This is a genomic window from Isoptericola sp. Y581 (assembly GCF_059445475.1).
On record NZ_JCAIUK010000007.1, the window covers coordinates 270,702 to 293,140 of the forward strand.

The 22,439-nt window shown below is 73.8% G+C and carries 23 protein-coding genes; 16 read left to right on the forward strand and 7 right to left on the reverse strand.

Annotated features, from left to right (window positions below):
- Positions 1–84: 84 nt before the first annotated feature.
- From AC1C2W_RS15170 to AC1C2W_RS15180, 3 genes are all read left to right on the forward strand, one after another.
- Complete coding sequence (locus tag AC1C2W_RS15170; protein WP_495390097.1) at positions 85–924, forward strand: helix-turn-helix transcriptional regulator; 840 nt, start codon at positions 85–87, stop codon at positions 922–924.
- Positions 925–1,071: 147 nt separating this feature from the next.
- On the forward strand, positions 1,072–1,464 hold the full coding sequence (locus AC1C2W_RS15175; RefSeq protein ID WP_495413551.1) for a PadR family transcriptional regulator: 393 nt from the start codon (positions 1,072–1,074) through the stop codon (positions 1,462–1,464).
- Positions 1,461–2,516 (forward strand): hypothetical protein, encoded by a 1,056-nt coding sequence (locus tag AC1C2W_RS15180; RefSeq protein ID WP_495413552.1) that lies wholly within the window; start codon positions 1,461–1,463, stop codon positions 2,514–2,516. Before AC1C2W_RS15175 ends, AC1C2W_RS15180 begins: the two co-directional genes overlap by 4 nt.
- Before the next feature lie 110 nt (positions 2,517–2,626).
- Here the strand turns inward: AC1C2W_RS15180 and purB are convergent, their stop codons facing one another.
- Together purB and AC1C2W_RS15190 are read right to left on the reverse strand one after the other, a co-directional pair.
- Positions 2,627–4,150, reverse strand: coding sequence for an adenylosuccinate lyase (gene purB, locus AC1C2W_RS15185; RefSeq protein ID WP_495413553.1), 1,524 nt, complete (start codon positions 4,148–4,150; stop codon positions 2,627–2,629).
- A gap of 120 nt (positions 4,151–4,270) precedes the next feature.
- Positions 4,271–5,617: an FAD-binding oxidoreductase gene (locus tag AC1C2W_RS15190; protein ID WP_495413554.1), complete on the reverse strand. Its 1,347-nt coding sequence runs from the start codon at positions 5,615–5,617 to the stop codon at positions 4,271–4,273.
- Between the two features lie 129 nt (positions 5,618–5,746).
- On the opposite strand from AC1C2W_RS15190, the gene AC1C2W_RS15195 reads away from it, so the two are divergent.
- Positions 5,747–6,643, forward strand: a complete 897-nt coding sequence (locus AC1C2W_RS15195) for a sigma-70 family RNA polymerase sigma factor (protein WP_495413555.1) — start codon at positions 5,747–5,749, stop codon at positions 6,641–6,643.
- Between the two features lie 145 nt (positions 6,644–6,788).
- The gene (locus tag AC1C2W_RS15200; RefSeq protein ID WP_495413556.1) at positions 6,789–7,064 is read left to right on the forward strand and encodes a hypothetical protein; all 276 of its coding nucleotides are present in this window, start codon (positions 6,789–6,791) and stop codon (positions 7,062–7,064) included.
- Positions 7,065–8,745: 1,681 nt separating this feature from the next.
- Here the strand turns inward: AC1C2W_RS15200 and AC1C2W_RS15205 are convergent.
- Positions 8,746–9,144 carry a phage holin family protein gene (locus tag AC1C2W_RS15205; RefSeq protein ID WP_495413557.1) on the reverse strand — a complete coding sequence of 133 codons (399 nt, stop codon included), beginning with the start codon at positions 9,142–9,144 and terminating at the stop codon, positions 8,746–8,748.
- Positions 9,145–9,252: 108 nt separating this feature from the next.
- Here AC1C2W_RS15205 and AC1C2W_RS15210 point away from each other — a divergent pair, with 108 nt between their 5' ends.
- Both AC1C2W_RS15210 and hisC read left to right on the forward strand, forming a co-directional pair.
- Complete coding sequence (locus AC1C2W_RS15210) at positions 9,253–10,170, forward strand: ATP-grasp domain-containing protein (protein ID WP_495413558.1); 918 nt, start codon at positions 9,253–9,255, stop codon at positions 10,168–10,170.
- A gap of 22 nt (positions 10,171–10,192) precedes the next feature.
- A complete protein-coding gene (gene hisC / locus AC1C2W_RS15215; protein WP_495413559.1) occupies positions 10,193–11,290 on the forward strand; it encodes a histidinol-phosphate transaminase in 1,098 nt (365 codons plus the stop codon).
- Positions 11,291–11,347: 57 nt separating this feature from the next.
- Here the strand turns inward: hisC and AC1C2W_RS15220 are convergent, their stop codons facing one another.
- The 3 genes from AC1C2W_RS15220 to AC1C2W_RS15230 all read right to left on the reverse strand — a co-directional run bounded on the left by AC1C2W_RS15220 (position 11,348) and on the right by AC1C2W_RS15230 (position 15,367).
- Positions 11,348–13,087 carry a pyruvate dehydrogenase gene (locus AC1C2W_RS15220; protein ID WP_495390108.1) on the reverse strand — a complete coding sequence of 580 codons (1,740 nt, stop codon included), beginning with the start codon at positions 13,085–13,087 and terminating at the stop codon, positions 11,348–11,350.
- A gap of 143 nt (positions 13,088–13,230) precedes the next feature.
- Positions 13,231–14,157 (reverse strand): RNA polymerase sigma-70 factor, encoded by a 927-nt coding sequence (locus AC1C2W_RS15225; RefSeq protein ID WP_495390109.1) that lies wholly within the window; start codon positions 14,155–14,157, stop codon positions 13,231–13,233.
- Positions 14,158–14,161: 4 nt separating this feature from the next.
- On the reverse strand, positions 14,162–15,367 hold the full coding sequence (locus AC1C2W_RS15230; RefSeq protein WP_495413560.1) for an NAD(P)/FAD-dependent oxidoreductase: 1,206 nt from the start codon (positions 15,365–15,367) through the stop codon (positions 14,162–14,164).
- A gap of 87 nt (positions 15,368–15,454) precedes the next feature.
- Between AC1C2W_RS15230 and AC1C2W_RS15235 the strand changes: the two genes are divergently transcribed.
- From AC1C2W_RS15235 to AC1C2W_RS15245, 3 genes are read left to right on the forward strand one after another with little or no spacing between them, the layout of a single operon-like run.
- Complete coding sequence (locus AC1C2W_RS15235) at positions 15,455–16,165, forward strand: thiamine pyrophosphate-binding protein (RefSeq protein ID WP_495413561.1); 711 nt, start codon at positions 15,455–15,457, stop codon at positions 16,163–16,165.
- Entirely contained in the window at positions 16,162–17,106 is a 945-nt protein-coding gene (locus AC1C2W_RS15240) for a transketolase family protein (protein WP_495413562.1), read from the forward strand. The genes AC1C2W_RS15235 and AC1C2W_RS15240 overlap by 4 nt, the downstream gene beginning before the upstream one ends.
- A 5-nt stretch (positions 17,107–17,111) precedes the next feature.
- The gene (locus AC1C2W_RS15245) at positions 17,112–17,732 is read left to right on the forward strand and encodes a class I SAM-dependent methyltransferase (RefSeq protein ID WP_495413563.1); all 621 of its coding nucleotides are present in this window, start codon (positions 17,112–17,114) and stop codon (positions 17,730–17,732) included.
- A 55-nt stretch (positions 17,733–17,787) separates the two neighbouring features.
- Here AC1C2W_RS15245 and AC1C2W_RS15250 read toward each other — a convergent pair whose 3' ends face one another.
- Positions 17,788–18,468, reverse strand: coding sequence for an SDR family oxidoreductase (locus tag AC1C2W_RS15250; protein ID WP_495413564.1), 681 nt, complete (start codon positions 18,466–18,468; stop codon positions 17,788–17,790).
- 166 nt (positions 18,469–18,634) lie between these two features.
- Between AC1C2W_RS15250 and AC1C2W_RS15255 the strand changes: the two genes are divergently transcribed.
- The 6 genes from AC1C2W_RS15255 to AC1C2W_RS15280 all read left to right on the forward strand — a co-directional run bounded on the left by AC1C2W_RS15255 (position 18,635) and on the right by AC1C2W_RS15280 (position 22,435).
- On the forward strand, positions 18,635–18,862 hold the full coding sequence (locus AC1C2W_RS15255; RefSeq protein ID WP_495413565.1) for a hypothetical protein: 228 nt from the start codon (positions 18,635–18,637) through the stop codon (positions 18,860–18,862).
- Between the two features lie 80 nt (positions 18,863–18,942).
- Entirely contained in the window at positions 18,943–20,163 is a 1,221-nt protein-coding gene (locus tag AC1C2W_RS15260) for a pyridoxal phosphate-dependent aminotransferase (protein WP_495390116.1), read from the forward strand.
- Between the two features lie 11 nt (positions 20,164–20,174).
- On the forward strand, positions 20,175–21,065 hold the full coding sequence (locus AC1C2W_RS15265) for an SCO6745 family protein (protein ID WP_495413566.1): 891 nt from the start codon (positions 20,175–20,177) through the stop codon (positions 21,063–21,065).
- Between the two features lie 78 nt (positions 21,066–21,143).
- Positions 21,144–21,602 carry an SRPBCC family protein gene (locus tag AC1C2W_RS15270; protein ID WP_495390118.1) on the forward strand — a complete coding sequence of 153 codons (459 nt, stop codon included), beginning with the start codon at positions 21,144–21,146 and terminating at the stop codon, positions 21,600–21,602.
- Between the two features lie 17 nt (positions 21,603–21,619).
- Positions 21,620–21,958, forward strand: a complete 339-nt coding sequence (locus tag AC1C2W_RS15275) for an ArsR/SmtB family transcription factor (protein WP_495413567.1) — start codon at positions 21,620–21,622, stop codon at positions 21,956–21,958.
- Positions 21,959–21,991: 33 nt separating this feature from the next.
- Positions 21,992–22,435, forward strand: a complete 444-nt coding sequence (locus AC1C2W_RS15280) for an SRPBCC family protein (protein WP_495390120.1) — start codon at positions 21,992–21,994, stop codon at positions 22,433–22,435.
- Positions 22,436–22,439 lie beyond the last annotated feature (4 nt).

Sequence of the window (22,439 nt, forward strand, 5' to 3'; positions counted from 1 at the left end):
GGCGGGAGAGGAGCGGTCATCGGGGGACCGGCGATCCCTGGCTGGGGCCTGGCCGACGGGCCGACGACGTCGGACGATGGGCACATGGATCGCGCCGCACTGTCCGAGTTCCTCCGCCACCGCCGCGAGGCGGTGCGGCCCGCCGACGTCGGCCTGCCGGCGGGGGCGCGACGCCGGACCGCCGGCCTGCGCCGCGAGGAGGTCGCGGCGCTCGCCGCGATGTCGGCCGACTACTACACGCGCCTCGAGCAGCAGCGTGGCCCGCAGCCCAGCGAGCAGATGCTGGCGTCGCTCGCGCGGGCCCTGCGGCTGACCGACGACGAGCGCGACTACCTGTTCCGGGTCGCGGGCCGGGGCGCGCCGGACCGCGTCACGATGTCGTCGCACGTCTCGCCCGCCCTGCGCCGGGTGCTCGACCGGCTGTCCGACACGCCCGCGCTGGTGCTGTCCGCGTTGGCCGAGACCCTGGTCGCGAACGACCTCGCCATCGCGCTGCTCGGCGACCGCTCGGGGCTGACCGGTTGGGCGCGCAGCGACACCTACCGCTGGTTCACGGACCCCGCCGAGCGGGAGACGTACCCCACCGGCGACCGGGACCGGCAGTCCCGGGCCCTCGTGTCGACCCTGCGCGTGGCGCACGGGATGCTCGGGCCGCGCTCGCGGGCGGGCGAGCTCGTCGCCGCGATCCGGGCGCGCAGCGACGAGTTCGCCGAGCTGTGGGACCGGCACGAGGTGTCGCAGCGCTTCGCTGACCACAAGACGCTGCTGCACCCGCAGGTCGGCCCGATCGAGCTGGACTGCCAGGTGCTGTTCACGGAGGACCAGACCCAGGCGCTGCTCGTGCTCACCGCGCCGCCCCGCTCCGAGGCGGAGGAGAAGCTCGCCCTGCTCGCCGTCCTCGGGCGGCAGGCGATGGCTCAGTGACCCGGCAGGGCGCCGAACAGGCGGTTGACACCGTTATGGGCCTCAGACGCCGCCCATAACGGTGTCAACCGCCTGTTCGACGACGTGCGGCGCGGCAGTGACGCGTGTCGACGTGCATAGTCTCGTGACGATGGTATCTTTCCGGGCATGGCATCGGAGACCGTTAGCAGACCGTTGCAGGAACCGGCGTTCCTCATCCTCTCCGCCCTGGCGCAGGGGCCGGCGCACGGGTACGGAATCTCCCAGGACGTCGCGGCAAGCTCTGAAGGCCGCGTCACCCTGCGCGCGGGCACGCTGTACGGCGCGATCGACCGGCTCGTCGCGGCGGGGCTCGTCGAGGTGGACCACGAGGTGGTGGTCGACTCCCGGCTGCGGCGCTACTACCGGCTGACCGCGGACGGTGGCACGCGGCTCGACGTCGAGGCGCGGCGGTCCGAAGTCCAGGCGCGGCAGGCGCTCGAGAGGCTCGAGGCACAGCGCTCTCGGGCCGCGCGATCTGGTCGCCCCGCCGCGGCCGGGCTGGGGGAGGTGCCGGCATGAGCGACGCTCAGATGCCCGTGACGCCGGTGCTCGTCCGCGACTACCGCCGGCTGCTGCGGCTCTTCCCCTACACGTATCGCCGCGCGCACGAGGCCGAGATGCTCGGCCACCTGCTCGACGGCGCCGAGCCCGGGCAGTCGCGCCCCACCCGCGGCGAGCGTCACGACCTGCTCGGTGCCGCCGTGCGTGAGTGGCTGCTCGCGCCGCTGGGGTCGACGCCGGGGCAGCGCCGCTCGGGCACCGGCGTGCTGTTCGCCGGCCTCCCGATACTTCTCGTGATCCCGGCGGCGAGGGCGCTGGCCGCCGCCTCGGCCCTCCTCGCCGGCGCCGGTGCGCCGTCGTTCGTGTCGACCGTGCCCATGGCCCTGCCCTGGGCGATCTGGGCGGTCGGTGTCGTCGCGCTCCTTGCTGGTGCCGCGCGAACGGGTCGGGTGCTGGTCGCGACGGCCGCGGCTGCCGCCGTCGTGACGGTCGCGGTGCTCGCCCTCACCGGCCGCGAGTATGCCGCATACCTCGACGCGGGGTGGATGGTCGGGCTGGTCGTCCACGCGGGCGCCGTCGTGGAGCATGCGCGCTGCCGCGTGACGGGACACGACTGGCGCCGCGCCGTGACCGTCCTGTCGCTCATGGTGTCGGCAGTTGGCGGCTACGTTGCGGCGACGTTCGCCGACTCGGCACACGTCGGGGCGCCCTGGTGGTCCGGGGTCGGTTCGACGACGTGGACCGCGCAGGCGATCGTCGTCCCGTTGGCGGGCCTGTTCGGCCTCGGGCTTCTGTGGCCGCGGACGAGGGAGGCTGTGCCGGCGCTCGCCGGGGTCGTCATTGCCGTCGGGCTGGCGCGCTCGTCGTTCTTCTGGTCGGGATCCCTCGATCCGGAGACGGTGGACCTCGGGAACATTTGGGCGCTGCTCGCCTTCGCGATTGCCGCGACGACTGCGATGCGCTGGCTCGTCAACCGACTCGATGAGCTGGCCGAGGCGCGTGCCTCACACCGGGCTCTCCTGTCCGCCGCTGGTGGACTCCGGGCGCCGGGCACGTCGCGCGCCGCTTGATCCGCGAGTGGGCATCCGCCGCGATGCCGAACAAGCGGTTGACACCGTTATGGGCGGCGTCTGAGGCCCATAACGGTGTCAACCGCCTGTTCGGCGGCCGGGTGTGGCCGTCAGTCCAGGTAGTCCGCGACGAGCTGCGCGGCGACGCCCGTGTACGACGCGGGTGTGAGTTCCGCGAGGCGCGCGGCGACGTCGTCGGGCAGGCCGAGGCCGGCGACGAACTCGCGCATCCGCGCGGCGTCGACGCGCTGGCCGCGGGTGAGCTCCTTGAGGCGCTCGTACGGGTTCTCCATGCCCTCGACGCCGGCGACGGACGCGGCGCGCATCGCCGACTGGACGGGCTCGCCGAGCACCTCCCAGTTGTGGTCGAGGTCGTCGGCCATGAGGGCGGCGTTGACGTTGAGCGCCTTGAGGCCGCGCCGCACGTTGTCGATCGCGAGCAGCGAGTGCCCGAACGCGGGGCCGATGTTGCGCTGCGTGGTGGAGTCGGTGAGGTCGCGCTGCAGGCGGCTCGTCACCAACGTCGCCGACAGGGTGTCCAGCAGCGAGCAGGAGATCTCGAGGTTGGCCTCGGCGTTCTCGAACCGGATCGGGTTGACCTTGTGCGGCATGGTCGACGACCCCGTGGCGCCCGCGACGGGGATCTGCGTGAAGAAGCCCATCGAGATGTACGTCCACACGTCGGTGGCGAGGTTGTGCAGGATGCGGTTGAACCGGGCGACGTCGGCGTAGATCTCCGCCTGCCAGTCGTGCGACTCGATCTGCGTGGTGAGCGGGTTCCACGTGAGGCCGAGGTGCTCCACGAACGCCTTCGAGACGGCGGGCCAGTCGGCCCCCGGGACGGCCACGGTGTGCGCGCCGTAGGTGCCGGTGGCGCCGTTGAGCTTGCCCAGGTATTCGGCGCCCTCGATGCGGCGCAGCTGGCGGCGCAGGCGGTGCGCGAGGACGGCGAGCTCCTTCCCCATGGTCGTGGGCGTCGCCGGCTGGCCGTGCGTGCGGCTCAGCATCGGCACGTCGGCGTGCTCACGAGCCATGCCGGCGAGCTGGTCGGCCAGGTCGGTCGCGGCGGGCAGCCAGACGTCGCGCACGCCGCCCTGCACCATGAGCGCGTACGACAGGTTGTTGATGTCCTCGCTGGTGCAGGCGAAGTGCACGAGCTCGCTCGCGGCCGGGAGGTTCGTGGCGCCCAGGACGTCGGGGGCGGCGGAGATGCGGCGCTTGATGAAGTACTCGACGGCCTTGACGTCGTGGACCGTCTCGCGCTCGATGGCGGCGAGCTCGGCGATCTCGTCCGCGCCGAACGTGGCGGGGATCGTGCGCAGGTACGCGATCTCGGCGTCGGTCAGAGTGGGGGCGCCGGGGACGACGGCGCCCGGGGCCTCGCCCTCGTTCGTCGACGGGCCGTTGCCCGCAGTTCCATTGCACAGCGTGACCAGCCACTCGACCTCGACGTGGACGCGCGCCCGGTTCAGCGCGGCCTCGCTGAGGTGGTCCACCAGGGGCGCGACGGCCCCGCGGTACCGGCCGTCGAGCGGGCCGAGCGCGATGGGCGGCGTGACGTCGGCGAGGTTCACGCGGGCGGGCTGGACGTCGGTCGGCGAGGTCTGCGGCGCGGGGGAGGTCACGGCCCACATTCTCCCACGAGGGCGAATCCCGCCGGTCGAACCTGCCGAGGCCACGGGGTCGCGACCCTTCGACAGGCTCAGGACGGTGCAGGCTCGACCGACGGCTCGCTCGTCCGGGGATCTGTGCCATCAGCCGAGGAGCGGGTAGTTCCCGCGGATGGTGCCGTGCGGGTCGCGGGCGCGCTTGAGCTCCTGCAGCCGGGCGAGGGCGGTCGCGTCGTACGCGGCGGCCGCGCTCTCGCCGGGGGCGAGGAACGTCGCCGGCTTGCGCAGGGTTCCTGGCCCGGCGAGCTCGGCGGGCAGCGCCTCCAGCCGGTGGCCGACGGCGGCCGCGAGCCCCGGCTCGAACGCCAGGCCGAACGCGTACAGCAGGTACGGCTCGGCGATCGCTCCCAGGGCGCCGGCGCCGTCCCCCGGGATGGCGAGCGCGCCGCCCAGGTGCCGCAGCTGCAGCATCAGCAGCGGCGCGACCGGCGTCGTGAACAGGCGGTCCACCGCCTCGTCGTCGATCCGGGACAGGAGCTCGGCGCGCGAGCGGCCCGCGGCCGGGTCGGTCGGGTCGGCGGTGATGTCGCCGATGTCGGCGAGCCCGACCGGGCCGATCGCGGTGTCGACGTCCGGCCCGAGGGCGCCAGGCACGGCGTTGAACGGCGCCAGCAGCTCCCGCGCTGCTCCTGCGTCACCGAGGAAGGCGGCGTGCACGACGACGGCCGGGGCGCCGGGCGCCTCGACGCGGGACAGCCACAGGCTGAGCTCGGGCGGGGCCGCCGCGGTGACCTCGCGGAAGATGTCGAGGGCCTCGGCGGCGCGCTCAGCGGGCCAGACGACCTTGCCGCCCGAGAACGCCGGCACCGGCTCCAGGTCGATCTCCATCGCGGTCACGACGGCGAGGTCGCCGCCCCCGCCGCGCAGCGCCCAGAACAGCTCCGGGTCGGACTCCGCCGTGACCGTGGCGGGTGCGCCGTCTGCGTCGACGACGTCGAACGACCGCACGTGGTCGGCCGCGAGGCCGTGGGCGCGGCTGAACCAGCCGAGCCCGCCGCCGAGCGTGTAGCCGACCGCGCCCACGCCGGGGGCGCTGCCGAGCAGGGCCGTGAGGCCGTGCGGGGCGGCCGCGGCCTGCACGGCGCCCCAGGAGGCACCGGCGCCGACCCGGGCGACCCGCCGCGCCGGGTCCACCTCGACGCGGTCGATCGCCCGGGTGCGCAGCAGGATTGCGTCCGCCACGTCTCCCGACGCGCCGTGGCCGGTCGACTGCGCGGCTACCGCCAGCCCGGCGTCCCGCGCGGACCGCACGGCTGCGGCGACGTCGTCGGCGTCGGCCGCCTCGACGACGGCCGCGACGGGCTGCCGCACGGCGAGGTTCCACGGGGTGGAGGCGGCCTCGAAGCCGTCGTCGCCGGGGAGTAGCAGGCGCCCGGTGAGGGCGACGGTGAGGGTGCGGGAGAGGGTGTCGGAAGAGGTCAGGTGGGTCATGCGGGCTCCTCGGATGATCGGTCGTGTGCGGCCGGTGTCGTGGCCCCGTGGTTGGGTGGCACGGCTCGGTGGGTACCGGCAGCGGTTGCTGTCATCTCTCTGACACGGCCCGGCGAAGGAGTGTGACCGGTGAGCACGGACCAGCTCATGGCGGATCAGTTCGAGGCGTTCCGACCGCACCTGCGCTCGGTGGCGTACCGGGTGCTGGGCTCCGCCGCCGACGCGGAGGACGCGGTGCAGGACGCCTGGGTGCGGGCGCAGTCGGCCGGGACGGCCGGCGTGGAGAACCTCGGCGGCTGGCTCACGACGATCGTCGGCCGTGTGGCGCTCAACCTGCTGCGCTCGCGGTCCACGCGCCGGGAGGCGGCGTGGGAGTCGCTGGGGGAGTCCGTGGGCCACGCGCACCTGCCGGACTTTCTCGTGTCGCCGGCCGACGGGCTCGACGACCCCGAGCGGCGGGCGATCGAGTCGGACGAGATCGGCGTCGCGCTGCTCGTCGTGCTGGACACGCTGGCTCCGGCCGAGCGCGTCGCCTTCGTGCTGCACGACCAGTTCTCGGTGCCGTTCGAGGAGATCGCGCCGATCGTGGACCGGTCCCACGCCGCCACGCGCCAGCTCGCCAGCCGGGCGCGGCGCAAGGTGCGCGAGGCCGTGCCCGTGCAGGACGACGTCGTTCGGCGGCGGGAGGTCGTGTCCGCCTACCTCGCGGCGTCGCAGGCCGGCGACTTCGACGGGCTCCTCGCCCTGCTCGACCCCGAGGTGACGGTGCGGGTGGACTACGGCCCGGGCGAGATGTCCCGGCTGCTGCGCGGCGCGCGCGCCGTGGCCGAGCAGGCGCGGCTGCACTTCGGCACCGCTGGGTTCTCGCGCCTCGCGCTCGTGGGCGGGTCGCCCGGGCTCGTCACGGTGCTCGACGACGGGACGGTGTTCTCGGTGCTCGCGTTCACGGTGCGCGGGGGCCGCGTGGTGGGAATCGACATCCTGTCCGACCGCGAACGCCTGTCCGAGGTCGCGCAGCCCGTGTGATCCAGACGGCGGCTGATCCGGACGGCGGCTGATCCGGACGGCGGCGCGGTGTCCCGTGGCGCGGAGCCTGTCCCCAGGTGGGCGCGGTGCACAGGCGTGCCCGACCAGCGGCCGGGACGCCCGTCGCCCGGCCTAGCGTCCCGGCATGACCACTCCCGTCCCGCCCGACACCACCGCCGCGCTCCTTCCGGCGACCGCCCTCGGCGCATCGAGCGCGACCGCGGGGGGCGAGGCGCGCGCCGTCCTGCTCGCCGCGCGCGAGGACGTGGTCGACGCCGCGGCCGGCGGCCGCCGCAGCCTCGGCATCGCGTGGGAGTCGGAGGCGGCCCAGCGGTTCCGGGACGAGATGACGGCGCTCCTGGCCGGGCTCGACGGCGACCTGCGCGGCCTCGAGGACCTGGCGGCGGTGCTGGGCCGATGACCAGGGGCGTACCCCCGCGGGAGACGCTGACGATCTCGGGCGGGCCGGGGCTCACGCGGGTCGACGCGGACGCCGTGCAGGGCGCGGCCGCGCTGCTCGACGCCGCGGCGGAGCGGCTGCGGCAGGCCTCGCGCCGCTGCTCGAGCGCGCAGGGCGTCCTCCTGCGATGGACGTGGGTGCCCGACCCGCTGGCGCCGCCCTTCGCGCCGCGTCCCGACGTGCGGGAGGTCGCGGCGGCAGGTGCCATGGCGGAGCGGGTCGCCGCCGCCGGCGCACGGCTGGGGTCTCGTGCGTCCCGCGTCGAGCGGTGCGCGCTGCGGCTGCGCCTCGCGGCCGGGCTCTACCGCCGCGCGGAGACGTTCCTCGACCACACGATCGGGGCGTTCCTGACGTGGCAGGGCCTGGGGGTCGGGGTGGTGGTCGCAGCGGTGGCCGGGTCCCCGCCGGCGCGGGCCTTCGTGGCCGCGTCGCAGGGGATGCAGTGGTGGCAGGGCCTGGGAGGCGCCGACGCGGGAGGCGCCGACGCGGGAGTCGCCGATGTGGGAGTCACCGCCCCGGAGGCCGTGGCGCCCCCGCCGCCGGCGACGCACGAGGCGACCGACCCGTCGGACGGCCTGGTGGCGAACGTGTGGCGGGTCCTCGCGCCGTACGCGGACGAGGCGGTCACCGGGGTCGGCTGGGGCGCGGGCGGCCTGACGCGGGGCGCGGGGGCGCTGTCCGACGTCGTCGACGCGCTGCTGCCCGCCTCCGAGGTCCGGGTGCTGCCGCTGACCGACGCGGACCTGGCCGGCCCGCCGCCCGACTGGGCCGACTGCCCGTCGGGCACCGTCGCCGAGGCACTCGCCCGCACGGCCGACCTCTACCCCTTCGGCAGCGGCGTCGTCGGCCGGCGCGGGGCGGGGGCGCCCGAGGGCACGCTCGCGGTGGAGCGGGTGGCGCACGATGACGGCACGACGTCGTGGACCGTGCTGATACCCGGCACGCAGGAGCTGATCTCGCCGGCCAACCCGTTCGACGCCGCCACCGACCTGCAGCTCATGGCGCACGAGACGGCCGACGTCTCCGTCGCCGTCGAGCAGGCGCTCGACCAGGCAGGCGCAGGGGCGGACGAGCCGGTGGTGCTCGTCGGGCACAGCCTCGGTGGGATCGCGGCGACGGCGCTCGCGGGGTCGCCGGCGTTCCGAGCGAAGCACCCGGTGGGCGGGGTGGTGACGGCGGGCTCGCCGACGGCCACGTTCGCGACTCCGACCGGGGTGCCGGTGCTGCACCTGGAGAACGACGAGGAGCTCGTCTCGACGGTCGACGGGCGTTCCAGCGACGAGAACCCGGCGACGGCGGACCGCGTCACCGTGGGCCGCAGGCTGCTCGCATCGACCGACCCGGCCGACTTCGCGGCCGCGGGCAGCATCTCGCTCGCGCACGCCATGCCCTCGCACCTGCGCACGCTGGCCGCGGCACGCGCGTCCGGAAACGTGCAGGTGGCGGGCGTGACCGGGCGCCTGGAGCGGCTGCTCGGCGGCACGCGGGCCCAGACCCGGTGGTTCGTGGCCCGCCGCGTCGGCGGCTCCGAGCCCGCCGCCGTGCTCGCGCCCGGGCCCGCGGGCACGACATCGCCCCCGCCGGGAGTCCCGACGGGGCGACGCTGCAATGAATTCACGCTGTGCCAGGTGCGGGCAGGTGCTCAGGCCCTCTTGGGTGCGAACGCTCCGATGATGGCCTGCAGCACGGCGAGGATCAGGGCGATCCAGATGTACCACCAGAAGCCGCCGGTCACGCTGACGCCCCAGTCGCCGAACCACCCCTGGTCGGTGATCCACGTGGTCAGCCACAGCACGAAGGCGTTGATGACGAGGTAGAACAGCCCGAGCGTGAGGATGAGCAACGGGATGGAGATGACGCTGACGATCGGCTTCACGAAGCTGCTGATGATGGTGAACACCAGTGCCGCGCCGAGCACGGCCAGGACGTAGGACAGCAGGTTGTCGCCGTCGTACTCGGGTTTGATCTCGAGGTTGGTGAAGATCAGGTCGCTCAGCCACAGCGCGAGGGCCGTGACGATCACGCGGACGATGAAGTTCATGGTGCCATCGTGGCACGTCACGCCCCACCACCGGTGGTTGAGCCTGTCGAATCACGCCCCACCACCGGTGGTTGAGCCTGTCGAAACCCCCGCGCGTAGGCTCGCCGGGTGAGCGAACGTACCGTCCTCGTCCTGCACGACAACGCCGAGTGGCTCCCGCCGTTCGACCGCGCGTTCGACCGCGCCGGCCTGCGCCTCGAGACCCAGCATCTGGGCGACGTCACCCTCGACCTCACCGCGCCCTCGGCCGACGTCGTGCTCTGGTCGCGGCTGAGCGCGTCGGCCCACACCCGCGGAGTGCCGCACGCGCCAGAGGCGGCGCAGGCGCTGCTCTCCGTGGCGGAGGCCGCGGGCCGGCGCGTGGTCAACGGGACCCGCGCCGCGTCGCTCGAGGTGAGCAAGGTGCGGCAGTACGCGCTGCTGCGCGCCGCCGGCCTCGACGTGCCGCGCACGATCGCCGTCACGGACCGGAGCGCGCTGCGCGAGGCCGCCGCCCGGATCCCCGCGCCGTTCATCACCAAGCACAACCGCGGCGGAAAGGGGCTGGGGGTGCAGCGGTTCGACGACGTCGAGACGTTCGCCGCGGCGCTCGACGCGGGCCTGGTGGACGAGCCCGTGGACGGCGTGTGGCTGCTGCAGGAGCTGCTCGTGGCGCCCGAGCCGTTCGTCACCCGCGCCGAGTTCGTGGGCGGCCGCTTCCACTACGCCGTGCGGGTGGACACGTCCGGCGGCTTCGAGCTGTGCCCCGCCGAGGCGTGCGCGCTGCCCGGCGCCGACGGCGAGACCCCGCCGCCGCTCTTCGAGCTGCGGCCCGAGATCACGGCCGACCACCCGCTGGTCGCCCCGCTCGAGCGGCTGCTCGCGGAGCAGGGCATCGAGATCGCCGGGGTCGAGTTCTTCGAGACCGTCGACGGCCGCACGGTGCCGTACGACATCAACACCAACACCAACTACAGCCCGGACGTGGAGGCGAAGGTCGAGGTGCCCGCCGCCGACGCGATCGCGGAGTTCTTCGCACGGCTCTGAGCGGGTGGCATCCTTGATCGCTGTGACCACCCCCGCCCGCATCCCCGCCGACTCGTCGACCGTCCCCCTGCGCGCCGCCGTCGCCGCGCTGCCCGCGTACGTGCCGGGCGCGCGCGCCGGCCAGGGCGCGAAGCTGTGGAAGCTGTCGTCGAACGAGAACCCGTACCCGCCGCTGCCGTCCGTCCTCGAGGCGATCACCCGCGCCGCCGAGGAGGCGAACCGCTACCCGGACATGTACGCGACGGAGCTGGTCGAGGCGCTCGCCGCGCACGTCGGGGTCTCCGGCGACCGAGTCGTGGTGGGCAACGGGTCGGTGGCGGTGCTGGCGCACGTGCTGCAGGCCGTCGTCGAGCACGGCGACGAAGTCGTGTTCCCGTGGCGCTCCTTCGAGGCGTACCCGATCGCGGTCGCCGTCGCGGGCGGCACGGCCGTCACCGTGCCCGTCACCGCCGGAGGACGCCTCGACCTGCCGGCCATGGCCGCCGCCGTCACGCCGCGCACCCGCGTCGTGATGGTCTGCACCCCCAACAACCCCACCGGGCCGGTGGTGCACGCCGACGAGCTGGCGACCCTCCTCGCCGCCGTCCCGCGCGACGTGCTGGTGATCGTCGACGAGGCGTACCTCGAGTTCGTGCGCGACCCGCAGGCGCCCGACGGCGTCGACCTGCTGCGCCGGCACCCGAACGTGGTGCTGCTGCGCACCCTGTCCAAGGCCTACGGGCTCGCGGGGCTGCGCGTCGGCTACGCGGTCGCGGAGCCCGGGCTCGCGGCCGGGATCCGGGCGGTGTCCACGCCGTTCGGCGTCAACCACGTCGCGCAGCGCGCCGCGCTCGCCTCCCTCGAGCCCGTCGCGCAGGCCGAGCTGCGCGAGCGCGTCGACGCGCTGGTCGCCGAGCGCGACCGCGTCACCGACGCCCTGCGCGGGCAGGGCTGGGAGCTGCCCGAGACACAGGCGAACTTCGTGTGGTTCCCCCTCGGCGACGCCACCATGGACCGCGCCGCCGAGGCGACCGCCGCGGGCGTCCTCGTGCGCCCGTTCGCAGGCGACGGCCTGCGCGTGACCATCGGCGAGATCGAGGCGAACGACGCGTTCCTCGACGTCGCCGCCGACTGGCGCTGACCCGCTGGTTGAGCCTGTCGAAACCCGGGTCTCGACAGGCTCGACCGACGGGACGTCCTAGCGGGGCAGGTTGCGGAGGTTCGACCGGGCCATCGACATCACCTCGCCCATGCCGCCGCCGAAGATCTGCTTGGTCATGGCGGTGGCGAACCCGCGGATCTGGCCGGACGTGATGGACGGCGGGATCGACAGCGCGTTCGGGTCGGTGACCACCTCGATGAGGGCGGGGCCCTCGCGGTCGAGGCCGTCCTGGAGCGCCCGGCGCAGGTCCTTCGGCCGCTCGACGCGCACGGACGGGATGCCGACGGCGAGCCCGATGTTGCGGTAGTCGACCGGGGGCGAGTCGGTGCCGTAGGAGGGCAGGCCCTCCACGAGCATCTCGAGCTTCACCATGCCGAGCGTCGCGTTGTTGAAGACGACGATCTTCACGGGCAGGTCGTGGGTGCGCACGGTGATGAGCTCGCCCAGCAGCATGGACAGGCCGCCGTCGCCGGCGAGCGCCACCACCTGGCGGCCGGGCTGGGCGAACGCCACGCCGATGGCGTGCGGCAGCGCGTTCGCCATCGAGCCGTGCAGGAACGACCCGATGACGCGCCGCTTCCCGTTCGGCGTGATGTACCGCGCGGCCCACACGTTGTTCATCCCCGTGTCGACGGTGAACACGGCGTCGTCCGCGGCCGTCTCGTCGAGCTGCACCGCCGCGTACTCCGGGTGGATGGGCGTGTGCTTCTCCACGTTGCGCGTGTAGGCGCCCACCACCTTGGTCATGAGACCGACGTGCTTGTCGACCATCGACCGCAGGAACTTGCGGTCCCGCTTGCGCTTGACGAGCGGGTTGAGCAGCCGCAGCGTCGCGCCGACGTCGCCGTGCACCGGCAGGTCGAGCCGCGTGCGCCGGCCCAGGTGCGAGGCGTCGACGTCGATCTGCGCGGTCGGCACGTCCGCCGGCAGGAACGAGTCGTACGGGAAGTCGGTGCCCACCAGGATCAGCAGGTCGGCGGAGTGGACCGCCTCGTGGCACGAGCCGTACCCGAGCAGGCCGGACATGCCGACGTCGTGCGGGTTGTCGTACTGGATGATCTCCTTGCCGCGCAGCGAGTGGCCCACCGGCGCGGCGGCCAGGTCGGCGAGCTCGAGCACGGCGTCCCGGGCGTCGCGTGCACCGGCACCGACGAACAGCGTCACCTTGTTCGCCGTGTTGATCGCCTCGGCGAGCGCCTCGACGTCGGTGTCGTGCGGCACGAGGCGCCCGGGGCGGGCTCCCGGCACGAGGATCGGCGCGGCGTCGTCGGGCACGCGCTCGTCGGCGACGTCGCCCGGCAGGGTGAGCACCGCGACGCCGGGCGCGGCGAGCGCGTGCTGGATGGCGGACCGGGTGACGCGCGGCAGCTGGGCCGCCGACGAGATCATCTCCGAGAACACGGACGCCTCGTTGAAGATGCGGTCCGGGTGCGTCTCCTGGAAGAACTGCGTGCCGATCTGCGGGGACGGGATGTGCGAGGCGATCGCGAGCACGGGCAGGTGCGACCGGTTCGCGTCGTACAGGCCGTTGATGAGGTGCAGGTTGCCCGGCCCGCACGACCCGGCGCAGACGGCGAGCTCGCCCGTCACCTCCGCGTCCGCGGCCGCGGCGAAGGCGGCCGCCTCCTCGTGGCGCACGTGCACCCAGTCGATGCCCTCGGTGCGGCGCACGGCGTCCACGATCGGGTTGAGCGAGTCGCCCACGATGCCGTAGATGCGCTTCACCCCGGCGGTAACGAGCTGGTCCACGAGGTGTTCAGCGACGGAGCGTGCCATGACGGGGGCCTCCAGGGTCGGGGTGCCGGTCTCTTGCGATGCTGCCCCAGCCGGGTCGGGCGCGCGCGGGGAAAGTGGGGGGAGGGGCTGGACCGAAGATACCCGTCGTGTCGCCACGGGTCCTCGGCCCCGCCGAGGGGACCTCAGGGATGCCGGTGGCGTCGCGCGCGCATCGTCTGCTCGTGCACCGCCCAGGCGTCGGCGACCGGCCCCAGATGGGTGAGCTTGTCGGGATTGATGACGGCGCGGACGGTCTGGATGTGACCCTCCAGCACGTCGAAGGCCATGACGCCCACGACGTGCCGGTCGGCGGTGCGCATGACCATGCCCGGCTGGCGGTTGACCTCATGGATCTCGAAGAGCAGGCCCGTGCCGGGCAGGCGGTCGGCGAATGCTGCGAAGACGCGGAGCACGTTGTCCCTGCCCGCGACCGGCCGGGCGAACGCGGGCGCCTTGCCGCCGCCGTCGCCGATCACCTGGACGTCGGCGGCGAGCAGCTCGGCGAGCCCGTCGACGTCCCCCTCTCGGAACGCCTCGATGAACCGGGAGGTGAGCTCGTCGCGCTCCCGGCGGTCGGCGTCGAACCGGGGGCGCCCCTCGGCCATGTGCCGGCGCGCCCGCACCGCGAGCTGCCGGCAGGCGGGCTCGGAGCGGTCCACTGCCGCGGCGACCTCGGCGAAGTCGAAGTCGAAGACATCGCGCAGCACGAACACCGCTCGCTCCAGGGGGCTGAGCCGCTCGAGCAGGAGCAGCGCGGCGACGGACACCGAGTCGGCGAGCTCGGCGGAGCGTTGCGGGTCGTCGTAGGGGTCGTCCAGCAGGGGCTCGGGGAGCCAGGTGCCGGTGTACTCCTCGCGGCGGACCCGCGCGGAGCGGAGCACGTCGATCGAGATCCGCGTCACCACGGCGGACAGGAACGACTTGACCGATGCCGGTTCCGTGGTCGTGCCCTCGTAGCGCAGCCAGGTCTCCTGCACGGTGTCCTCAGCATCGCTCACGCTGCCGAGGATCCGGTACGCGATCGCGAACAGCAGCGGCCGCAGCGCGGTGAACTCCTCGGTGCGGGCCATCCGATCAGCCTGCCAGCCGGGCCTCCGCGGCGTCGGACGAGCGCCCCGAACCGGCCCAGCGCATCAGCCCGGGCAGGCGGCGCGCGACACCGATCGTGGACACCACGCCGCGTACCTGGAACCGCTTGAACGCGGTCACTCCCGGACCGGTCCAGGCCTGCTCGGTGGCGACGTCGTCGCGGGTCGTGAGCTGCAGCACGGCGGCGCGGCCGCCCACGCTGACGCAGCGCCCCAGGAAGCCGAGATCGAAGGGCGCCCGTCCGCCGCCGGTCAGTCCGAGGGCCTCGGCGCGCAGCACGTCCGCGGCGTGCGCGCCGGACGGGAACGCGAACTGGCACGACATGCTGTATCGACCGCCGTGCGGCGCGGTGGTGTGACCGGCGTCGCCGACGGCCAGCACCTGCGGGTGGGACACGGACCGCAGCGCGGCGTCGGTCAGGACGGCACCGGCCGCGTCGACGTCGAGGCCGGTCTCGCGGGCGAGCGGCGGCGGGGTGAACCCGCCGCACCAGACGGTCAGGGCGGACGGCACCTCGGCGCCGTCGTCGAGAAGCAGCCGGTCGCGTTCGACGGCGCGGACGCGGGCCCCGCTCACGGTCTCGATGCCCAGCCGGTCGAGACTCGCGCGCACGTGCCGGGCGGCGCGGCTCCCGAACCAGCCGCCGACCTCGCCGGAGGTGATCAGGCGGACCTTCAGGTCGGGCCGGGCCTCGGACAGCTCGCCCACGGTCTCGAGACCCGTGAACCCGCCGCCCACGACGGCGACGTCCGCGCCGGCGGGAAGCTCGGCGAAGGCAGGGCGCAGGCGTTCGGCGGACTCCAGGGACCCGACGGCGTAGGCATGCTCGCCGCCCGGGACCGGCACCGGTTCGGTGGTGCTGCCCGTGGCCAGGACGACCTGGTCGAAGCGCAGGTCGCGGGTCGTGCGGGGATCGGATTCGCTCGTGATGGTGGCCCGACCTCCGTCGGGGTCGAGGGCGGTGACCCGGCCCTCGACGAACGTGACGTCGGAGCCCAGCAGGTCGCGGATGCTCGGGGCGGCAACCTGTCGCCCGATGGCGAGGTGGTGGAGCCGCAGCCGGTTGACGAACCTCGGGCGCGGGTTGACGACGGTGACGTGAACCTGGCCGCGGGCTCGTCCCGCCAGCCGGACCGCCGCCATGCTGCCGGCGAACCCTGCGCCGACGATCAGGACGTGGGTGCTCGTCATGGTGTGCATGTCCACGGGACGAGACAGGCTCCGCGGCTGTGACATCGGCCTTGACCTCAAGCGTGGTTGAGGTCACAGCATCGGGGGATGACGACGACCACGCCGACAGACACCGTCCCCACCGCGGTCCCCCGGGAGGTACGGCGCCTCGTCGCCCGCCAGACGGGCGACGAGAAGCACGACCCGAGCGCCCACTCGACGCTCGACGTCGTGTGGGCCCTGTACGACCAGGTGCTGCGGGTCGATCCCGAGCGCCCCGACGACCCCGATCGGGACCGGTTCCTGCTCTCCAAGGGGCACGGGCCCGCGTCGACGTACGCCGTCCTGGCCGCGAAGGGGTTCTTCCCGGAGACCTGGCTGGACGACGTCGCGTCGTGGGAGTCGCCCCTCGGGCACCACCCCGACCGCACGCTGGTGCCCGGCATCGAGATCGGCAGCGGGTCGCTCGGCCACGGGCTGCCGATCGCGGTGGGGCTCGCGCTGGGGCTGCGCGACCGGTCGCCCGCGCGGGTGGTCGTGCTGGTGGGCGACGCCGAGCTCGACGAGGGCAGCAACGCCGAGGCGATCGCCGTCGCCGGCCGCTACGGCCTGGGCAACCTCACCTGCGTCGTGGTCGACAACCACAGCGACTCGCTCGGCTGGCCCGGCGGTATCGGCGCCCGGTTCGACGTCGAGGGGTGGTCGGCGGCGGACGTCGGCACCCAGGATCCCGCCGCCCTCGCCGGCGCGCTGCGGCGCACGGAGCCCGACCGGCCGACCGTCGTGGTCGTCGACACCACCATGAAGGAGACCGCATGACCGCCATCGCGCCGGCCCCACAGGCACTCGATCTGCGCACGCGCTTCTACGACGAGCTCGACCCGGTGCTCGACGCGCACCCCGACGTCGACGTCGTCCTGGCCGTCATCGGCTCCGGCTACATGGGCCGCGCCATCGCGCGCCACCCCGGCCGCGTGATCGACGTGGGGATCCGCGAGCAGGCGCTGATCGGCGTGGCGGGCGGGCTCGCCCTGGCCGGCCGGCGCCCGATCGTGCACACCTTCGCCTCGTTCCTCGTCGAGCGGCCGTACGAGCAGGTCAAGCTCGACCTCGGGCACCAGGACGTCGGTGCCGTGCTGGTGAGCGCGGGCGGGTCGTACGACGTGAGCGCCGGCGGCCGCACCCACCAGTCGCCGGCGGACGTCGCGCTGATCTCCGCCCTGCCGGGGTGGACGGTGCACGTGCCGGGCCACGCGGACGAGGTGGCCGAGATCCTGCACCGCGAGGCCGCGGGTACCGGCCGCGTCTACGTGCGCCTGTCCGGGCAGCGCAACTCCCGGCCGCACCCGGTGGACGGGCGCCTGCACCTGCTGCGCGACGGCGTGGGAGCGGGGGAGGGCGGGCCGCTCGTCGTCGCCGTCGGTCCCATGCTCGACACGGTGCTGGAGGCAACCGCCGACCTGCCGGTCCGCGTCGCGTGGACCGCCACCCCGCACCCGCTCGACGCCAAGGGGCTGCGGGCGCTCCTGCCCCCGGGAAGTGGCCCCGCGTCGGTGCTCGCCGTCGTCGAGCCGTACCTGGAGGGCACCAGCGCCGGCGCCGTGGCCGCGGCCCTCGTCGACCGGCCGAGCCGCGTGCTGCACGTGGGCGTGCCCGGCGACGTCGAGCTGCGCCGGTACGGCACCCCGCGCGACCATGCCGCCGCGCACGGCCTCGACGCCGCGGGGATCCGCCGCCGGGTGGAGGGGTTCCTAGGCTGAGGGTCGTGACCAGCCAGCACCCCAGCGCGGCCTACGCGGCGCGTGCGGCGGAGTACATCGACCTGTTCGGCACGATCGAGGCGGCGGACGAGCGGGACCGGGACCTCGTTGCCGGGTGGGCCGCCGGCCTCGACGGCCGCGTGGTCGACGCGGGCTGTGGGCCCGGGCACTGGACGGACTTCCTCGCGCGCCAGGGGCTCGACGCCGAGGGCGTGGACCTCGCCGCCCCGTTCCTCGACCACGCGAGGTCGCGGTTCCCGGACATTCAGTTCCGCCGGGCCGGCCTCGCCGACCTCGGCGTCCCGGACGGAAGCCTGGGCGGCGTCCTCGCCTGGTACTCGCTCATCCACACCCCGCCGGAGTCGCTCGACGCCGTGCTGGCCGGGCTCGCCCGCGCGGTCGCCCCGAGTGGTGGCCTGCTGGTCGGGTTCTGCCGCGGCCCGCGCGTCGAACCGTTCGACCATGCCGTCACGACGGCCTGGTACTGGCCCGTGGACGAGCTGGCGGTGCGTCTCACCAGCGCCGGGTTCGACGTCGTCGAGACGCGCACCCGCACGGAAGCGGGCGCGCGCCCGCACGGCGCGATCAGCGCGCGGCGTCAGGGTGTCCGAACGCTGGAACCTTGACCATGACCGCCACGCTGATCAAGGTTTCGGCGAAACCTTGATCAAGGCGCGGCGCTTACTCCAGGTTGCGCAGGGCGGCGGGGATCGGGGTGTCCCCGGCCGAGAACCGGACGAAGCGGCCGACGGTGGCGGGCTCGCGCAGCGCGGCGGCGGCCACCTGGGCGACGTCGGCGCGCGGCACGCTCGTGTCCGACCCGGCGGGCACGGGGCCCGCCTCGGGCAGGAGGGTGATGCGGCCGCTGGGCGGGTCGTCCGTGAGGGTGCCGGGCCCGAGGATCGTCCAGTCGAGGTCGGTGGTGCGCAGGTGGTCGTCGGCGGCGAGCTTCGCGTCCGCGTAGGCGAAGAAGCCCGCGCTCTCCGGCACGCCGTGGTCCGGCGTCGAGCCGATCCACGACACCATCACGTACCGCCGCACCCCGGCGCTCGCGGCCGCGTCCATGGAGCGGATCGCGGCGTCGCGGTCGACCGCGTACGTGCGCTCGGGGCTGCCGCCGCCCGCCCCGGCGGACCACACCACGGCGTCGGCGCCGGTGATCGCGGCGGCGATCTCGTCGGCGCTCGCGTGCTCGACGTCCAGGAGCAGCGGCTCCGCGCCGAGGTCGGCCACGCGATCCACCTGGTCCGGCTTGCGCACCACGCCGACGACGTCGACGACGGGCCCCGTGCCGCCGTCCACGAGGAGGGGAACAAGCAGGCGTGCGACCTTGCCGAGCGCACCGATGACGACGACCTTCATGACGACCTCCGAGCGTCGAGCGTGGGGTTCTACCGTCGCTCACCGGGGGCCGGATTGCCACCCCGGACGTCCTGTTCGTCGGCCCGGTCGCCTGCTTCGTCCGATCCGGCTCTGGCGATGCGCGCGCACTGGGAGTCGTACGACGTCGCGGGCGACCGCACCCCAGTTGCGCCGCTACCGGTCCGCGCGGGTCGGGCGCCTGGACGTGCACTTCCAGAGCCTGTGGCTCGACCGCGCCCGCGGCGACCGCATCATCCTCATGACGCCCGCCGACGACGCCACCGCCCAGCGCCTGGAGCGTCTGGACGCGCTGGTCGGGGCCGCGCCCGCGGTGACGACGCGGGACGACGCCGCGACGGGCGCCGCCGCGACCGGCGGCAACGTGGCCCGCTGACCTGCGACGTCGTCGAGGAAGGTCCGCTCGTCGCGGAATGGCCGTGTCCGGCACGGCTCCGGCGGGGGAAGATGGTCCCCGTGCGTACCATCCGACAGAGCCGCAAGCTCCGCGGCGTCCGCTACGACGTCCGCGGTCCCATCCTCGTCGAGGCCCAGCGCCTCGAGGCCGAGGGCCATCGCATCCTCAGGCTGAACATCGGCAACACGGCGCCGTTCGGCTTCGAGGCACCGGCGGCCATCCAGGCCGACGTCGTGCATCACCTGCCGGAGGCGCAGGGGTACAGCGACTCGCGCGGCATCTACGAGGCACGCACCGCGGTGGCGCAGTACTACCAGTCGCGCGGGCTGCGCGACACGACGGTGGAGGACGTCTTCATCGGCAACGGCGTCTCCGAGCTCATCTCGATGGTGCTGCAGGCGTTCGTCGACGAGGGCAACGAGATCCTCGTGCCGGCGCCGGACTACCCGTTGTGGACGGGTGCGGTGACACTGTGCGGCGGCACGGCGGTGCACTACCGGTGCGACGAGGAGAACGGCTGGATGCCGGACCTCGAGGACATCGAGGCGAAGATCACCGAGAACACCCAAGCCCTGGTGATCATCAACCCGAACAACCCCACCGGCGCCGTGTACAGCAAAGAGATGGTGGAGGCGATGGTCGACATCGCCCGCCGCCACGACCTCGTGGTCCTCACCGACGAGATCTACGAGAAGATCCTGTTCGACGGCGCCACGCACCACCACGCCGCGGCTGCCGCGGGCGACGATGTGCTGTGCCTGACGTTCAGCGGCCTGTCCAAGGCGTACCGGGTGTGCGGGTACCGGGCCGGGTGGGTCATGATCTCGGGCCCCAAGGAGAACGCCACCGAGTTCCTCGAGGGCCTCACCCTGCTGGCCAACATGCGCATGTGCGCCAACGTGCCCGCGCAGCACGCCATCCAGACCGCGCTGGGCGGGTACCAGTCGATCGACGAGCTCATCGTGCCGGGCGGGCGGTTCTACGACCAGGCCATGCTCGCCGACAAGCTGCTCAACGAGATCCCGGGCGTCACGTCCGTGCGGCCGCGCGGCGCGCTCTACTGCTTCCCGCGGCTGGACCCCCAGATGTACCCGATCGACGACGACGAGCGGTTCGTCATCGACCTGCTGCGGGCCAAGAAGATCCTGGTCACCCACGGCACCGGGTTCAACTGGACCGCCCCCGACCACTTCCGGCTGGTCACGCTGCCCGACGAGGAGATCCTCGAGGAGGCCATCGGCCGCATCGGCGAGTTCCTCGCCACCCGACGCCAGGGCTAGGGGCTCGGGACATGACGTCGGTGGCGACGGAGCCCGGCTTCGCCCGGCAGATGTGGCACGCGCTGGAGCCCGTGCACGCCCTCTACTGGTACGCGCCCGAGGTGTTCGCGGAGGCTGAGAACCTGGGCTTCGACGTCGAGACGCGCTGGCCCAGCTACTTCGCGTGGCGCGCCGCCCCCCTCGGCTCTGCGGGCACCCGGGCGGTCGCCGCCGGCTTCTACAGCTTCAGCCCTCGCGCCGTGGCCGAGCATGTCCCGGCGGCCTGGGCGATCGCGTCGCCGGAGAGGATCCTCGAGGCCCGCCTGCGGGGCGCCGATGCCATGTATCGCGCGGTCCTCGGCGATCAGTTCGACGAGCGGGTCGACGACCTGGCCGAGGCCGCCGACCTGGCGCGGCATGCGGCCGAGGCGGCGGACACCGCCGGCCGGCCGGTCGCCGCTGCCAACGCCGACCTGCCGTGGCCGGACGAGCCCCACCTGGCGCTCTGGCACGCCATCGGCGTCCTCCGGGAGCACCGCGGGGACGGGCACGTGGCCGCCCTGCTGACCGCGGGCCTCGACCCCGTCGAGGCGCTGGTCTCCTTCGCAGCGATCGGTGCCGCGCCGGTCGAGGCCTTCGCGGGGCGCGGCTGGACCGAGAGCGAGTGGGCGTCAGCGCAGGACCGCCTCGCCACCCGTGGGCTGGTCGACGCGGCCGGGCAGGCCACCGACAAGGGCCGCGTGCTGCGCGACACCGTCGAGCGGACCACCGACGAGCTGGCCGTCGGGCCGTGGGCGGCGCTGGGCACGCGGAAGTCGGGCCGGCTCGCGGCGCTGACCCAGCCCGTTCGCGAGGCCAACTTCCGGACCGGCCTGTTCCCCCGCACCAACACCCTCGGGATCGGCAAGGTCCAGGTCTCCTAGCAGTTCGCGCAACAAATGGTTGCACTCCACGTCCGACCGGGCTACCTTGATGTGCAACCAATGGTTGCAGGAGGGGTCATGGAGCTGGGAAGCATCGAGCGCGAGATCTACGTCGAGGCGTCACCCGAGGTCGTCTTCGAGGTGGTGAGCAGTCCGGAGCACGTCAAGCAGTGGTGGCCGGACGACGCCCGCTACGACCCTGCGCCCGGCGGGACGGGAGAGATCGTCTTCGGCGACCCCGCCGACGGGAACGTGGAGCAGTTCACCGTCGTCGAGTCGCTGCCGCCGCGGACGTTCTCGTTCCGATGGACGCACCCGGCGGGGGAACGGGCGGCCGAGGGAAACTCGCTCCTCGTCACCTTCGAGCTCGTGCCGCAGAATGGCGGCACGCTGCTGCGCATGACCGAGACCGGCTTCCGCGAGATGGGCTGGGAGATCGCGGTGCTCGAGCAGCGCTACCGCGAGCACGTCGACGGCTGGGCCTTCTACCTGCCCCGCCTGGCGCCATACGCCGAGTCGCTGGGGGTCCGGCCGTGACAGGGCCGGCATCGCCAGTGGACGACGACCTCTGGTCCGCGATCGGGGACCCCACGCGGCGCCGCATCCTCGATCTGCTGCTCGCCGACGGCGGCGGCACCGCCACGTCGCTGAGCCGGCAGCTGCCGGTGACCCGACAGGCGGTGGCGAAGCACCTGGACGTGCTCGACCGCGCGGGTCTCGTGCGCTCGACGGCGGTGGGGCCGGCGAAGCAGTGCCAGGTGGACGCCGCCCAGCTCGCGAAGGCCGCGGACCAGCTCGCGTCGGTCGGTAGGGCGTGGGACGCGCGAATGCAGCGCATCAAGGGGTTCGCCGAGGCGATCGAAAGCACCCGGCAGGACCGGGACCGGGGCTGACGTCCGTCGGCCCACGAGACAAGGAGCGGAACGATGGTGGACATCCTGCACAGGATCGGGGTCACGACCCCGACGCCGGAGAAGGTGTACGAAGCGCTGACGACGGTCGAGGGCCTCGCCGGCTGGTGGACCGAGAAGACGACGGGGGACGCCGGCCTCGGGGGCACGCTCGAGTTCCGATTCCCGGCTGGCGGGTTCGACATGGAGGTCGTCGAGCTGCGGCCGCAGCAGCGGGTGGTGTGGCGGGTGGTCGGCGGCGCCGACGAGTGGATCGGGACGACGATCGAGTGGGAGCTGCGCCAGGACGGCGCCTGGACGATCCTGCTGTTCGCGCACCGCGGCTGGCGCGAGCCGGTGGAATTCATGCACCACTGCAGCACCAAGTGGGCCACGTTCCTGCTGAGCCTCAAGGCGCTGGTGGAGGACGGTGCGGGCGCGCCGTCGCCCGGCGACGTGAAGATCGACGACTGGAACTGAGCGA